Below are 13,604 nucleotides of genomic sequence, written 5' to 3' on the forward strand. Positions count from 1 at the left end.
TATTTTGAATTTTCTATATTTCCTATCCTGCTATTAAAAATCACTTCACATAAATACGTTTAGCACGTTTCATGTTACATAAAATCTCATAAGTAATAGTACCAGCTGCACTAGCTAATTCATTGATATTCACCACATCACCAAATAACTCGACTTCATCGCCAATTTTAAAATGATTATCGTGCAAATCAACAGTCATCATATCCATAGATACACGACCAATCACACGAGAACGCGCTCCATTAATCGCCACAGGCGTATCACTTGGCGTACAGCGCGGATACCCATCAGCATAACCACACGCCACCACACCCACACGAGTTGAACGTTTCGTATAAAAACTTGCCCCATAACCAATCGGTTCATGCGGTTGTAAAACCCGTTCAGAGAAAATTTTACTACTTAACCGCATCACAGGTTTAATCGCATATTCTGTTTCAAATTTGCTCATTGGGTCTATACCATATAAAGCTAAACCAGCCCGCCCCCAATCACGATGCGTTTCAGGAAAGCGCAACATTGCTGCCGAATTTGCAATGCTCTCTTCGCCAGCCAATCCCTCACAAGCCAAATCAAAGGCCTCAATTTGCATTTCAGTCATGCCCGTTTCATCTTCATCAGCACAAGCAAAATGCGTCATTTTCACAATATTTGCCACTTTATTACTTTGCGACAAAGCCGTATAAGCCGCCGCAAAATTATGTGGAAAGAAGCCTACACGGTGCATACCACTATCCATTTTCAACCAAACCGTAGCAGGTTTTTGCCAGTTATACGCCAACAAATTCTCTAATTGCGTTTGATTATGAACTACCGTCCACAAATCATATTTATCAATTTCCGCATACTCCGTTGCCTCCAAAGCCCCTTCCAGTAAAACAATCGGCTTCGTAATCCCATTTTCACGCAACTCAATCGCCTCTTGCACAAAAGCCACCGCAAAACCGTCCGCAATATCATGCAACGCCTGAACACATTGAACCGCACCATGCCCATAAGCATTAGCCTTCACTACAGCCAATAATTTATTACCATGAACCTTTTTCAAATACAGATAATTCTCACGCAAATAATTTAAACGAATTTCACAAATCAAAGGGCGCATAACCAAATCCTTTCAGGCAGCCTGAAAAATAAAACAAAAGTTTCAGGCTGCCATAAATTCAGGCAGCCTGAAAGAAAATACAAATTATAAAACCTGTTCCGATTGAATCAACGACATAAACGTCTTAACACCGACTTCAATCAAATCATCAGGAAAATCAAAATTATAAGTGTGCAACGGCGGTGCATTTTCGCCATTACCAATAAACAACATCGCCCCACGAACATTCTGCAAGAAATACCCAAAATCTTCCGAAGCACGGAAAAATTCAGGCAATTCCTTAATCGGCTGACCCACTGCCTGACATGAAGCCCAAATCTTATCCACAGCGCCATCATCATTAACAGTAGCAGGGAAATAATCTTGTTCTTCCGTATGGAACGCAATGCCTTGTTGTTCAGACATTTCTTGAGCAGCTTCCACGATTACACGTTCCAGTTTTGCCAAATCATGGTCATGATAAGCCCGAATAGTCAAACGCAAAATACCATCGCCAGCCGCCACACCAAAAGCCGCTTCGCCCACTTGCACATTCACAATCGTACAACGAATAAAATCATCAAATAAAGAATCATCAGATTGAATTTGCTCAATTTTTTGAATCAACTTCGCAATCGTATAAGCAGGATTTATCCCATTTTCAGGCTGGCTAGCGTGCGCCGTTTTCCCTTTAAAGAACAAACTCAAACCCTTAGAAGTCAAACAAATCGTTCCCTTTTTCAAAGAAACCGTTTTGAAAGGTTCACTCGGATAATTATGATAAGCATAAAACTCACTAATATTTTGCTCTTTAAACACATCTAAGCAAGACTTCGCCCCTTCGCCAGTTTCCTCCGCAGGCTGAAACAAAAACACAACCGAACGTTCAGGCTGCGTGTGTTCTACTTCCAAAGCCAAGGCGCACAATGTAGCCGAATGCCCATCATGTCCACATTTATGCCCCACGCCTGAACATTGCGAACGGTGCGGTGCATCAATTTCATCTTCAATCGGCAAAGCATCAAAATCCGCACGAAACGCAATCGCAGGTGCAGCACTTTTTCCCTGATACAATGCATAGAAAAAATGCCCATGGTCAAACAACTTCAGAGAAGTATGTTCACGTAAAAAATCCATCAATCGCCATTTTGTCCACGTTTCGCAGCCTGATAACTCAGGGTGCGCGTGCAATTCACGGCGCAATGCCACGCAAAGAGCCAAATTTTCCGAATTCATGATAACCCCTTCCGATGAAATAGATAAAGAATTGTATTCCTAGCACCATACAAGTTCAATGATAAAACCCACCTTTCAGGCTGCATAACAAGATTTAGCGTGAAAAACAAATAAATACTTGCCTAAATAACCCAAAACAAACTAAAATGCACGGTTTTCTATACCCATACATTTCTCATAAATTTAAGGAATTTACAACATGGTAGTTATCCGTTTAGCCCGTGGCGGCTCTAAAAAACGTCCTTTTTACAACATCATCGTAGCAGACAGCCGCAGCCGTCGCGATGGTCGTTTCATTGAACGTGTTGGTTTCTACAACCCAGTTGCTAATGAAAAACAAGAACGCGTACGCTTGCAAGCAGACCGCTTGAACCACTGGGTTGCTCAAGGCGCGCAATTGAGCGAAGCCGTTGCTAAATTGGTTAAAGAGCAACAAGCTGCTGCTTAATCTATGAGCGATATGCAAAACTGGGTAGCAATGGGCTATATCAAAGGCGTATTTGGTGTAAGAGGCTGGGTAAAAGTTCAGCCAAGCACAGAATACATCGATAGCTTGTTAGACTACCCCGAATGGCGTTTAGTGAAAGACAAAGATGTGCAAATCGTTGAAGTGGAAGCAGGTAAAATTGCTGGTGATGAGTTGCAAGTGAAGTTCTCTCACATCCATGACCGTGATGATGCCGCTTTATTGCGTGGCTATACGATTGAAATTTCTCGTGACAGCTTTGCTGAGACGGAAGAAGACGAATATTACTGGACAGATTTGGTTGGTATGCAAGTCGTTAATCGTGAAGGCGCACAATTAGGCAAAGTAACCAAATTAATGGAAACGGGCGCACATGATGTTTTGGTGATTCGTGGCGAATCAGGCGATATACTTATCCCATTCGTTTCACATTACATCGATGATGTGAACAAAGAAACCAAAATCATCACAGCCGACTGGGGCTTGGACTACTGATGTTTATTCAAGCAATTACTCTGTTCCCTGAAATGTTTGAAAGCATTACAGAATACGGTGTAACAGGTCGCGCACGGAAACAAGATATTTGGCAATTTGCAGCCATCAACCCCCGTCAATTTGCTGATAATAAACTCGGCTATATTGACGACCGTCCTTTTGGTGGCGGTGTAGGTATGGTAATGATGGCAGAACCTTTGTTTTGCGCTATTCAGGCTGCGAAACAACAATTTTCAGGCAGCCTGAAAAATAGTCGTGTGATTTATCTCAGCCCGCAAGGGCAATCTCTCACACATAAAAAAGTATTGGAATTGTCGCAACTAGATAATTTAGTGCTGCTTTGTGGACGCTATGAAGGCGTTGATGAACGTGTTTTGCAAACGGCTGTTGATGAAGAAATTTCCATTGGCGATTTTGTTGTTTCGGGCGGCGAACTGCCCGCAATGATGTTGATGGATGCTGTGCTGCGTTTCGTTCCCAACGTGTTAGGCGAAATTGCTTCAGCAGAGCAAGATTCATTTGCAGACGGTTTGCTGGATTATCCACACTATACGCGCCCAGCAGAATTTCAGGGTATGGCTGTTCCCGATATTTTGAAATCGGGTAATCATGCGCTGATTGCGGAATGGCGATTAGAACAATCGTTGCGTCGCACTTTAACACGCCGACCTGATTTATTGGTTAGTCGTGAATTGCTCCCACAGGAAACTCGACTTTTAGACAAAATCCGTCAAGAAAGCGACGAGTCATCCATATCATAACTTAGGAATAATAAAATGAATTTAATTGATGTTTTAGAGCAAGAAGAAATCGCTCGTTTGAATAAAGAAATCCCTGAATTTGCACCAGGCGACACAGTAGTCGTATCTGTACGTGTTGTGGAAGGTTCACGCAGCCGTTTGCAAGCATACGAAGGCGTTGTAATCGCTCGTCGTAACCGTGGCTTGAACAGCAGCTTCATCGTTCGTAAAATCTCTAGCGGCGAAGGTGTTGAACGTACATTCCAATTGCATTCTCCAACTGTTGAAAAAATCGAAGTTAAACGCCGTGGTGACGTTCGCCGTGCGAAATTGTACTACTTGCGTGGCTTGACTGGTAAAGCAGCTCGCATTAAAGAAAAATTGCCTGCTCGCAAACAAGCGTAATTGGTTTAATAAAAAGCAGCCTGAAAACATTTTCAGGCTGCTTTTTTATTTTTGGGCTATTGGCTAACAGCCCAACCACCACCCAGCGATTTATACAAACCCACCAAAGCCTGCGCTTGCGCCAACTGTCCTTGCGCCAAATTTTCTTGTGCTTGTGCTGCATTCACACGTGAAGTCAGTGCGTAATCCAGCGTTTTGCTGCCATAGCGGAACAGTGTTTGCGCGTCTGCGGCTTGTTTTGCTGATTGCTGCTGCGCTTGTTGCAACAGCTGATTTTGTTGTGCTAATGCAGCCTGAAACTGATACGCAGAATCCGTGTCCGCCAATGCTTGCAACAATGCCTGGTCGTATTCCAATAACGTCGTTTTCAAACGCGCGTCCGCCGCGTCAATATTCGCGTGAATGCGCCCGTTGGTAAACAATGGCGTTTGAATGCCCACGCTAAACAAGCTCGCCCAGCCTTTCACGCTTTCATCGCCGCTAATGCCGAAGCGTCCGCCTTGTCCCAAAAAGTTAATCGTGAAGCGTGGCAATAAATCGGCTTTTGCGCTGGCTAATTTGGCGGCATACGCTTGAACTTGCGCGGCGCGTACGCGTAAATCAGGGCGGCGATTGATGATATCTTGCGGGGTTTCGCCGTATGGGGCGGCTGGCGGTGTGAGCAGAGCGTTTTGTGTGCTTTCAGGCAGCCTGAAAGTTTGTGGCGTTTCGCCAATTAGCACGGCGATGTTGCGAACGCGTTGGTCAAACTGGGTTTGCAATGTGGCGTATTTGCCGCGCATGGCAGACAATTTGCTGTTCACTTCGTCCACTTCGTAGGCTGTGGTTAAGCCTGCGCGGAAGCGTCCTTGCACATATTGCGCCATGCGTTCCAGCGCGGCAATGCTTTGCTCGGCGGCTTGTTCGCGCAACTGAATGGCGCGCGCTTGGAAATATTGCTCGGCGATGTCGCCTGACAGCAAAACTTGTGCGCCGTAAAACTGCTCTTGCACGCCCAATGCGGCGGCGCGTGCGGCATCGACATCGCTGCGTTTGCCGCCGAAAATATCGGCTTCCCACGAAGCGGCAAAACCGCCATACGCGCTTGTGCCTTTAATGGTGTGGTCGCTGCCTGAAAGGGGTGCGGTAAGTGGGTTGGTTGCCAACGCGCTGCGTGTGCTGCCTGAAAGTGGGTTGTCCACATTGCCGCGCGTTACGCCAACTGTGCCATTTAAGCCGACTTGTGCGCCTAAATCAGCCTGCGCTAAACGAGCATTGGCGCGCGCTTCGTTCAGGCGCGAAAGGGCGATTTTCACATCGGGACTGTTTTGCAAACCTTGTTCAATCAGTTGGTTCAGAACAGGGTCGTGCCAATTTTTCCACCAGCTTGCTAATTCGTTTTGCGATTGCGCGGCTTGAGCGTGATTGAACGCGCTGGGGACAGTAATTTGGCTTTGCGTGTTAATTTGGGTATTTTGGCAAGCGGATAAACTCAACGCGAGCAAAATGCAGCCTGAAAGTGTTTTCAAGTTAGTCATTAAAAAATTCCTTCTATAAATTTTCAGGCTGCGATTGAATTTGCAGCCTGAAAGAATGTGTGGATAGTTTTCAGGCTGCTATTTGGTAGGGACAGAGTTTATCTCTGTCCTTTTATACGTTTCAGAAAAATAACAGATTGGACAAGGATAAACCTTGTCTCTACCAAATCAGGTTTCTTAATTGAATAAAAATCGCAGCCTGAAAAAAATCAACCTTGTTTTTCCAACATTTTACGAAACCGAATCAGCGCAAAAATCAAAAACACGCCGCCCACCAAACCCATGGCAATTAACTGCGGATAAACAATATCCAGACCAGCCCCACGAAAAATCACGGCTTGCCCATATTGCGCGAACTGCGTGGTTGGCCAATATTCGCTGATGGATTGCGCCACGGCTGGCATATTCCCACGCGGCGAAGTGCTGCCTGAAAACATCAGCGCAACAATGTAAACAGGCATCATCAGCAAACTATATTGCGGCATAGTCGGCGCAAGCGTTGCCAACATCACTGCCAACGAAGCCACTGAAAACATGAAAATCATCGCGCCAAATGCATACAACGCCAACGAACCCGTAAACGGTACTGCCAAATAATCGCGCACCACATAACGCATCGACAAAGTCGCTGCCAGCACCACCACCGCGCCATTTGCCAAAATTTTCGCGAACACCAGTTCAGAAGCGGAAACGGGCATCACCAATAAATGCTCAATCGTGCCACGTTCACGCTCACGAATCACCGCCGCACCCACCAACACCAATGCCAACATCGTCAGCATATTGCTCACGTGTGATAAGCCTTGATACCACACGCTTTCGCTGTTCGGATTCGCCACCACGTTAATCGTTGCTTTGGCTGGCATGATATCGCGAGCCAACTGTGTTCGCCCTGTAAACGCCAACACTTCGCGGCTAAAAATTTGCGAAATGTACATCTGACCCACACCCGCCTGCGTCATACTGGTTGCGTCCACCAAAAGCTGGGCTTCAGGCGCGCGCCCCATTTGCACATCACGCTGGAAATTGGGCGGAAATTCCAAAATAAAAACGTATTTGCCTTTATTCATCATTTCCTGCGCGTCTTCACGCTTCACGTTTTCAGGCTGCATGAAATAGGGCGGCAACAGCGCGTCTGTAATGCGGTGCGATAAAACCGAGTTATCCAAATCAATCACGCCCACTGTGGCGTTTTTCACTTCTGTGCTGACTCCGCGCGCTGATTGCACCGCCAAAACGGTAAACACCAACACAATCATCACCAGCAGCACCTTATCGCCAAATAAACTGCGCAATTCTTTTATGCACAGCGCAAAAATATTTTTAATAGCACGCATCATTATTCTTTTCAGGCTGCAAAATTGTATAAAAGAAAGAATTATATGCCCAAACGCAGCCTGAAAACTGTTTTGCTATAATTCCATTTTTTGTCAGTGAAAACATTATGCCAACACTTTACCTTATTCCCACCCCGCTTGGCGCGCCCGACACCCCTTGTTTACTGCCACACGAGCAAAGCCAAATCGCCCACATCACCGATTTTGTTGTGGAAGCCGAAAAGACCGCGCGCGCCCATTTGCGCCATTTAGTGAACACGCCCGTGCGTGAATTATCGCTGCACACGCTCAACGAACACACGCCAGAAAGCGAAGTCGCCGCGCTGCTGCAACCTTTGAAAGACGGGCGCGATGTCGGTTTAATCAGCGAAGCAGGTTGCCCAGCGATTGCCGATCCAGGGGCGAATTTAGTCGCGCTGGTGCACGCGCACGGCTTTGAAGTGAAACCATTGATTGGCGCGAGCAGCATTGTGTTAGCACTGATGGCTTCAGGCGCAAACGGGCAATGTTTCGCGTTCAAAGGCTACATTCCTGCTGATAAAGACGGGCGTTCAGGCAGCCTGAAAGCTCTGGAAACGCGTTCACGCCAAGCCAACGAAACGCAAGTGTTCATTGAAACGCCGTATCGCAATGATGCTTTGTTGGCAGACGCGATTGCGACTTTGCACCCCGAAACGCGCTTGTGTGTGGCGTGTGATTTGACTTTGCCAACGCAGTTGATTGTCAGCAAAACAGTGAGCGAATGGCGTAAGTTGGCGGAATTGCCTGTGTTGAAGAAACGTCCTGCGATTTTTGTTTTGCACGCAGCCTGAAACACAAAATGCAGCCTGAAAACTATTTTTCAGGCTGCATTTTCTATTTCACTTCCACCACTTTCGGTACAAACCGCAACGCCGCCAACCCCACCAAGCCCATCGCCCCAAACGCCAGCAACGGATGAAGCTGATACAAACCACCCGACACCAACGTCAAACCAGCAATCGCCACGCAACTGCCCAGCCCAATATACAACGCCTGCAATTTCGCCATATCACTTTCAGGCTGCTGCACAATAAATTTCACCATCGCAAAATGCGACAAACTAAACGTCCCAGCGTGCAATATCTGCACCAACATCAGCATCGTCGGGTCAGCCGTTACCGTCATCAATAACCAACGGCTGCCAGCAATCAGCGCAGAAGCCTGCATCAACCGCGTAATCGACGCACCGCCAATCAGTCGTTTAGAGAAGAAAAACAGCACAATTTCCGCCACCACCGAAACGCTCCACAGCCAACTAATCTGCTGCTCCGTAATCCCCTGCGTTTTCCAATAAATCGCGCCATAAGTGTAATATGCCGCATGGCTGCCTTGAATTAAGGAAACCGCAATCAGCATTTGTTTTACTTCAGGCTGCCTGAAAATTGCCAAGAAACTTTTAGACGCTTCGCTGTGTTGCGTTTCCTTTTGAACCAATGCTGGGTTCGGTTTCGCCCATTGCATGATGAACTGTAACGCCGTGAACCCCATCATCAAATAAATCAACTGACTTGCGCCAAAATGTTCCGCCACGCTGCCTGAAAGCATTGCGCCGATGATATACGCTGCCGAGCCGCTCAGTCGCGCCCGACCATAATCCAGCGTGATTTGCTTTTGCCACGCAGAAGCAGCGGTTTCATTCAACGGCATCACACCGCCGTTAAACAGAAAAAACACCCAAACCAGCAGCACCAAAGCCCAATGATTGCCGACACTTGCGCCTACGGCAATCAGCGCACACAAACTGCCAAAAGTCGCAAAACGAATCACATTCAGCAGCCAATGAATATTTTTCACGCACTTGGATAACAGCAATCCACCTGCAAACCGAAACAGATACGCGGACGACATCACGGCGGCGATAAATAATTCGGAATACGCATGGCTTTTGAGCCACAAGGGGAAGAACGGTTGTATCACGCCAAACGCGCTGTAAAAGCCAAAAAAGTTCATGGATAGCCATGCAAACGCGGAAACTTTGGGGGGTAGAGATTTCATGCTGGTGTTCCTTTTTGGGAGTTGAGAATGGGGTTTTCAGGCTGCAATTTAGTGAGTGGCGCGTCGGCGAGCCGCCGATGTGCCAAACTTTTGTAGATACTTATGTTTCTACAAAAAATTTCAGGCTGCATTTTTCCGACACGCATCGTGCCAAATTTGCCGCACCAAATCCACCCAATCGCGCCCGAATGTTTCGTTATCAAAAATCGGTGTTTGTTTGACGTGTTCACGCAAGCCCAAACGCATGGCGTTGAGTTGTCCCCAGCGCGTGGGGCTCGCCCACTCAATCGCCTTTTTCACATATTCATCAGCAGAACGGCATACCCAGTCGCCCAACTGCGCGGCGCGTAAAAGCTGTTCGCCTTGTCTTGCCAGCATGCCAGACTGTGTGAGCGTAAGCGTCGGCACACCTTGCCACAGGGCATCGCAGGTTTTCGCGCCGTTGCTATAAGGGAAGGTATCCAACACTAAATCAATTTTGTGATACGCGGCGAAGTAGTCCTCACGCAAACTCACATTTTCAAAATGCACGTGATTGAGATTGAAGCCGTGCTGAACCAGTTTTTGCTTGAACGCTTCCAGATACGGACTATTCGGCGCAACGCTGCTGCTTTTGAAAAACCAACGATTTTCAGGCAGCCTGAAAGCGATTTTTGCCCATGTTTTTAAAACGGATTCGTTGATTTTCAACACGTTTTGAAAGCAGCCGAATGTGATGTAACCATTTTTCAGCGCAGGCAATGGCACAACTGAGCCGCCTTCGTTTGGTGTGCTCATGCACAAACGCGTTTGCGGCATGCGCCAGATTTGTTCTGTGTAAAACGGTTCTTCTTCGGGCGGGACGCAATATGGGTCGGCAATTAAGGCGTTCATGGTGGGCAAACCTGTTGTCCCCCAATAGCCGAGCCAACTGATTTGCACGGGTGCAACTCGGGCGGCAAATACGGCTAGGCGGTGGTGGTCGGTGTAGCCTGAGAGGTCGATTAACACGTCTATTTCATCGGCTTGGATTTGTTGAACGAGTTGCTCATCTGTCCATTGGTCTATTGTGTGCCAATGGGTGAATTTTTGACGGACACGTTCGGTTAGGTCGTCAAAATGATGAGTATTGTGATACGCGGTCCAATCGTATTCGTTGGCAGCTTGGCTTTCGAGCAAACTGGCTAAAAAATGCCCAACTGGATGATGGTGTATGTCGGCGGAAACGATGCCGATTTTGAGGCGTTTGTTTGGATTGACAGCCTGAACGGTTTTCAGGCTGCGCCATGCGGTGGTTTTTTGAGTTAAGTAGGCGGCATATTGTTTGGCAGCTTCGCGTATGGCGACTAAATCGGGTTGTTCGGCGAAGTATTCGTAAAAAACAAAATTTTCTAGTGCGTGAACAAAAGCGGGGTCTTCTTTGAGTGTGGCGCGTAGGTAGCGTAGGGTTTCTGCGGGGTTGGATTGGGTTTCTTTGCAGAGAAACGCCATGTTATATAAAACGTGTGCGCTGTGGGGATTGAGTTCGATGGCACGCAATAGATGTTTGCGGGCTAAATCGTATTGTTTGAGGCGGATATAGGTTGCGCCGAGATTGCTTTGAATGCCTACGATGTGTTCATTTTGGGGAATGGCGAGCCATGCGGCAATGCCTTGTTTGTATTGTTCTTGTTCGCAAAATGACACAGCCTGAATATTGAGGATTTCGCTGTGATTGGGGTTTTCGCGCAAAAAAAGTTCGCACGCTGCCAGTGCTTCGGGAAATTGGCGTTGTTCGTATAGGTGGAAAATTTCGGAGTAGGTTGGTGTGGTCATGATGGTTTGTTTTTTTGTAGACGGGGTTTCAGGCTGCATTAAGGTTGTTTGGCGACAAATTGCAAAGCGGCTTCATAGCCAAAAGTCCCCAGTCCCGCAACCACGCCCACAGCTTTGTCGGACAAATACGAATGATGACGGAACGGCTCGCGGCTATGCACATTGGAAATATGCACTTCCACAAACGGAATCGCCACGCCTGCCAACGCATCTCGAATCGCCACGCTGGTGTGGGTGTACGCGCCTGCGTTGATGATGACCCAGTCCACTTTGCCGCGCGTTTCGTGCAGTTTGTCCACAATCGCGCCTTCATGGTTGCTTTGAAAATGCTGCAACGATATGTTTAATTCAGGCGCGATTTTGTCTAGTTTTGCCGACACGTCTGCCAAAGTTTCTGCGCCGTAAATGTGCGGTTCGCGCAAGCCGAGTAAATTTAAATTCGGTCCGTTGATGATTAAAACGTTTTTCATGTTTGTCCTTTCGTTTTCAGGCTGCCTGAAAACAACCGTTTTGCAAAAAATACCCTGTTTGCTGCGCCACGTCTTTGTTAAACAACAAATCTGTATGCCCACAATGCACCAATAACGGCACACTTTCAGGCAGCCTCGTTTCTTCTAAAGCCACCGTGCCATCGTTTGGCTGCGGCAATTTCAACACCAGCTTTCCCACGCCATTTTCCGCGCAGCCTGCAATATTGCCACACAGCACGGGCAACGGTTTTTCAGGCAGCGAACCGTCTAGCGCGTCTTGCCACGCACCGCCCAATAACGCAGCCTGAAAACCATGCACCCATTTTGCCGTTAAACTGCCGCGATGCGGCGAACCCAGCGTAACCACACGCGCTTGAAACAGCTCAGGCGCAACGTCTGCCAAATGCTGCAACAGCAAACCGCCCAAACTATGCGCCACAAAATGGCACGGCACAAGCTGCTTTTCTCGCAACCAGTTTGCCAGTGCCAACGCATGCTGGTGTAGATTCTGCTTTGTTGTCGCGTAAGCAAAATAATGCGGCACAAAACCTTGTTCCGACAAACGTTTGCCTAACACGCGCATAATCACAGGGCCGGTGTATAAACCGTGTATCAGCACCACATTTTGAGTAACATTCATCGCTGTTTTCCTTAAAAAACCGTTTTCAGGCTGCCTGAAAATCACATACAATCGCTCTTTTTTAACGGCAGCCTGAAAAAATGTTGATACAACTTTTAGACTTTATTTTACACATAGACAAGCACTTAGTAACCCTAGTCGCGCAACATGGGGCGTGGGTTTATGCGATTTTATTTTTGATTGTGTTTTGCGAAACAGGTTTGGTGGTAACGCCTGTGTTACCTGGCGATTCTATGCTGTTCGCGGCGGGCGCGGTGGCAGCAACTTCTAACGGCGTGTTGAACGTGCATTTGTTGGTGGCATTGCTGATTGTGGCGGCGATTGCTGGCGATGCGTCCAATTTTGAAATTGGCAAACACTTCGGCGAAAAGCTGTTCGCCAACAAAAACAGCCGCATTTTTAAACAGGAATATTTGGACAAAACCCACGCGTTTTATGAAAAATACGGCGGCAAAACCATTATTTTGGCGCGATTTGTGCCGATTGTGCGCACGTTTGCGCCATTTGTGGGCGGCATGGGCAAGATGAATTATGGGCAGTTTTTCCGCTACAACGTGATTGGTGCGCTGGCTTGGGTGTTGGGGATTACTTATCTAGGTTATGCGTTTGGTAATGTGCCAGCCGTGAAAAATAATTTTGGCTTGGTGGTGATTGCGATTATTGTGGTTTCTGTTGTGCCGATGATTGTTGAGATTGTTCGTGCGAAGATGAAGAAATGAAATAAAGGTTTCAGGCTGCATTATTTATATAATGCAGCCTGAAAAAATATAGAAAGATTGAAATGACTGAAATCACAACCTACAAAACCCTATCCGCGCCAATCCAAGCCGAATTTAAAGACAAAGGCAGCCGCTTTATCGCCTACGCCTACCCAGTTTTAACCGCTGATGACGTGAAAAAACACGTTGATGATTTGCGCCAAGAACACCACAAAGCGCGGCATTGGTGTTATGCCTACCGTCTCGGCACAGACGGCAACCAATTTCGTACCAACGATGATGGCGAACCGTCAGGCAGCGCAGGTCGTCCAATTTTGGGGCAGATTGATTCGTTTGAATTGACTGATGTGTTGGTCGTGGTGGTGCGGTATTTTGGCGGCACGTTGCTGGGCGTTCCAGGTTTGATTCACGCTTATAAAACGTCCACGCAAATGGCGTTTCAGGCTGCCGAGATTGTGGAAAAAAATATTGAAAAAACGCTGTATTTGCGTTGCGATTATCCGCATTTGAATGACGCGCTGCGGATTGCGAAAAATCATCACGCGAATATTATTGCGCAAGATTTGCAACTGGATTGTCGTTTAACGGTGCGTGTGCCGTTGGCGGATTTTCAGGCAGCCGTGAATGCGTGGCAGTTTGAGCGGACGATTGATTTAAGCGATGAGCCGTTTCAGGCGGCCTGAAA

Annotated in this window: 16 protein-coding genes; 7 read left to right on the forward strand and 9 right to left on the reverse strand. The window is 47.2% G+C overall.

The features are described from left to right. Positions 1–40: 40 nt before the first annotated feature. Both alr and QEO93_RS09105 read right to left on the reverse strand, forming a co-directional pair. Positions 41–1,105 (reverse strand): alanine racemase, encoded by a 1,065-nt coding sequence (gene alr / locus QEO93_RS09100; protein ID WP_032136626.1) that lies wholly within the window; start codon positions 1,103–1,105, stop codon positions 41–43. Between the two features lie 84 nt (positions 1,106–1,189). Further along, on the reverse strand, positions 1,190–2,320 hold the full coding sequence (locus QEO93_RS09105) for a M20 metallopeptidase family protein (RefSeq protein ID WP_032136625.1): 1,131 nt from the start codon (positions 2,318–2,320) through the stop codon (positions 1,190–1,192). A 199-nt stretch (positions 2,321–2,519) separates the two neighbouring features. On the opposite strand from QEO93_RS09105, the gene rpsP reads away from it, so the two are divergent. Genes rpsP through rplS form a run of 4 tightly spaced genes read left to right on the forward strand, consistent with a single transcriptional unit; the run spans position 2,520 to position 4,426 of the window. Beyond that, positions 2,520–2,768 carry a 30S ribosomal protein S16 gene (gene rpsP / locus QEO93_RS09110; protein WP_032136624.1) on the forward strand — a complete coding sequence of 83 codons (249 nt, stop codon included), beginning with the start codon at positions 2,520–2,522 and terminating at the stop codon, positions 2,766–2,768. Positions 2,769–2,771: 3 nt separating this feature from the next. Beyond that, positions 2,772–3,281: a ribosome maturation factor RimM gene (rimM, locus tag QEO93_RS09115; protein WP_032136623.1), complete on the forward strand. Its 510-nt coding sequence runs from the start codon at positions 2,772–2,774 to the stop codon at positions 3,279–3,281. After that, entirely contained in the window at positions 3,281–4,042 is a 762-nt protein-coding gene (gene trmD / locus QEO93_RS09120; RefSeq protein ID WP_032136622.1) for a tRNA (guanosine(37)-N1)-methyltransferase TrmD, read from the forward strand. Before rimM ends, trmD begins: the two co-directional genes overlap by 1 nt. A gap of 15 nt (positions 4,043–4,057) precedes the next feature. Further along, on the forward strand, positions 4,058–4,426 hold the full coding sequence (gene rplS / locus QEO93_RS09125; protein ID WP_032136621.1) for a 50S ribosomal protein L19: 369 nt from the start codon (positions 4,058–4,060) through the stop codon (positions 4,424–4,426). Positions 4,427–4,482: 56 nt separating this feature from the next. Here rplS and QEO93_RS09130 read toward each other — a convergent pair whose 3' ends face one another. After that, on the reverse strand, positions 4,483–5,943 hold the full coding sequence (locus QEO93_RS09130) for an efflux transporter outer membrane subunit (protein ID WP_085815403.1): 1,461 nt from the start codon (positions 5,941–5,943) through the stop codon (positions 4,483–4,485). A 209-nt stretch (positions 5,944–6,152) separates the two neighbouring features. Continuing rightward, on the reverse strand, positions 6,153–7,280 hold the full coding sequence (locus QEO93_RS09135) for an ABC transporter permease (protein WP_032136634.1): 1,128 nt from the start codon (positions 7,278–7,280) through the stop codon (positions 6,153–6,155). Between the two features lie 107 nt (positions 7,281–7,387). Here QEO93_RS09135 and QEO93_RS09140 point away from each other — a divergent pair, with 107 nt between their 5' ends. After that, positions 7,388–8,092, forward strand: coding sequence for an SAM-dependent methyltransferase (locus QEO93_RS09140; RefSeq protein ID WP_179184639.1), 705 nt, complete (start codon positions 7,388–7,390; stop codon positions 8,090–8,092). 43 nt (positions 8,093–8,135) lie between these two features. Here QEO93_RS09140 and QEO93_RS09145 read toward each other — a convergent pair whose 3' ends face one another. The 5 genes from QEO93_RS09145 to QEO93_RS09165 are packed head-to-tail and all read right to left on the reverse strand — an operon-like array spanning position 8,136 to position 12,200. Then, complete coding sequence (locus QEO93_RS09145; protein ID WP_032136618.1) at positions 8,136–9,296, reverse strand: 3-phenylpropionate MFS transporter; 1,161 nt, start codon at positions 9,294–9,296, stop codon at positions 8,136–8,138. After that, a complete protein-coding gene (locus QEO93_RS09150) occupies positions 9,293–9,427 on the reverse strand; it encodes a hypothetical protein (RefSeq protein ID WP_284627577.1) in 135 nt (44 codons plus the stop codon). The genes QEO93_RS09145 and QEO93_RS09150 overlap by 4 nt, the downstream gene beginning before the upstream one ends. After that, a complete protein-coding gene (locus tag QEO93_RS09155) occupies positions 9,417–11,090 on the reverse strand; it encodes an O-linked N-acetylglucosamine transferase, SPINDLY family protein (protein ID WP_167331699.1) in 1,674 nt (557 codons plus the stop codon). Before QEO93_RS09155 ends, QEO93_RS09150 begins: the two co-directional genes overlap by 11 nt. A gap of 38 nt (positions 11,091–11,128) precedes the next feature. After that, positions 11,129–11,560: a type II 3-dehydroquinate dehydratase gene (gene aroQ, locus QEO93_RS09160; protein ID WP_032136617.1), complete on the reverse strand. Its 432-nt coding sequence runs from the start codon at positions 11,558–11,560 to the stop codon at positions 11,129–11,131. 16 nt (positions 11,561–11,576) lie between these two features. Beyond that, positions 11,577–12,200 carry an esterase/lipase family protein gene (locus QEO93_RS09165; RefSeq protein ID WP_032136616.1) on the reverse strand — a complete coding sequence of 208 codons (624 nt, stop codon included), beginning with the start codon at positions 12,198–12,200 and terminating at the stop codon, positions 11,577–11,579. 80 nt (positions 12,201–12,280) lie between these two features. Here QEO93_RS09165 and QEO93_RS09170 point away from each other — a divergent pair, with 80 nt between their 5' ends. Both QEO93_RS09170 and QEO93_RS09175 read left to right on the forward strand, forming a co-directional pair. Then, on the forward strand, positions 12,281–12,919 hold the full coding sequence (locus QEO93_RS09170) for a DedA family protein (protein ID WP_032136615.1): 639 nt from the start codon (positions 12,281–12,283) through the stop codon (positions 12,917–12,919). Between the two features lie 62 nt (positions 12,920–12,981). Then, a complete protein-coding gene (locus QEO93_RS09175) occupies positions 12,982–13,602 on the forward strand; it encodes an IMPACT family protein (protein ID WP_032136614.1) in 621 nt (206 codons plus the stop codon). The last annotated feature ends 2 nt before the right edge of the window (positions 13,603–13,604 follow it).

The sequence above is a fragment of the Kingella negevensis genome, from assembly GCF_030177895.1.
Classification (GTDB): Bacteria; Pseudomonadota; Gammaproteobacteria; order Burkholderiales; family Neisseriaceae; genus Kingella_C; species Kingella_C negevensis.

Bases quoted from the DNA above. Each gene is read 5' to 3' on its own strand.
- QEO93_RS09165 (WP_032136616.1), bottom strand. From the start codon at position 12,200: ATGAATGTTACTCAAAATGTGGTGCTGATACACGGTTTATACACCGGC.
- rplS (WP_032136621.1), top strand. From the start codon at position 4,058: ATGAATTTAATTGATGTTTTAGAGCAAGAAGAAATCGCTCGTTTGAAT.
- QEO93_RS09170 (WP_032136615.1), top strand. From the start codon at position 12,281: ATGTTGATACAACTTTTAGACTTTATTTTACACATAGACAAGCACTTA.
- QEO93_RS09155 (WP_167331699.1), bottom strand. From the start codon at position 11,090: ATGACCACACCAACCTACTCCGAAATTTTCCACCTATACGAACAACGC.
- QEO93_RS09135 (WP_032136634.1), bottom strand. From the start codon at position 7,280: ATGCGTGCTATTAAAAATATTTTTGCGCTGTGCATAAAAGAATTGCGC.
- trmD (WP_032136622.1), top strand. From the start codon at position 3,281: ATGTTTATTCAAGCAATTACTCTGTTCCCTGAAATGTTTGAAAGCATT.
- QEO93_RS09150 (WP_284627577.1), bottom strand. From the start codon at position 9,427: ATGCAGCCTGAAATTTTTTGTAGAAACATAAGTATCTACAAAAGTTTG.
- QEO93_RS09130 (WP_085815403.1), bottom strand. From the start codon at position 5,943: ATGACTAACTTGAAAACACTTTCAGGCTGCATTTTGCTCGCGTTGAGT.
- QEO93_RS09145 (WP_032136618.1), bottom strand. From the start codon at position 9,296: ATGAAATCTCTACCCCCCAAAGTTTCCGCGTTTGCATGGCTATCCATG.
- QEO93_RS09105 (WP_032136625.1), bottom strand. From the start codon at position 2,320: ATGAATTCGGAAAATTTGGCTCTTTGCGTGGCATTGCGCCGTGAATTG.
- rpsP (WP_032136624.1), top strand. From the start codon at position 2,520: ATGGTAGTTATCCGTTTAGCCCGTGGCGGCTCTAAAAAACGTCCTTTT.
- QEO93_RS09140 (WP_179184639.1), top strand. From the start codon at position 7,388: ATGCCAACACTTTACCTTATTCCCACCCCGCTTGGCGCGCCCGACACC.
- aroQ (WP_032136617.1), bottom strand. From the start codon at position 11,560: ATGAAAAACGTTTTAATCATCAACGGACCGAATTTAAATTTACTCGGC.
- rimM (WP_032136623.1), top strand. From the start codon at position 2,772: ATGAGCGATATGCAAAACTGGGTAGCAATGGGCTATATCAAAGGCGTA.
- QEO93_RS09175 (WP_032136614.1), top strand. From the start codon at position 12,982: ATGACTGAAATCACAACCTACAAAACCCTATCCGCGCCAATCCAAGCC.
- alr (WP_032136626.1), bottom strand. From the start codon at position 1,105: ATGCGCCCTTTGATTTGTGAAATTCGTTTAAATTATTTGCGTGAGAAT.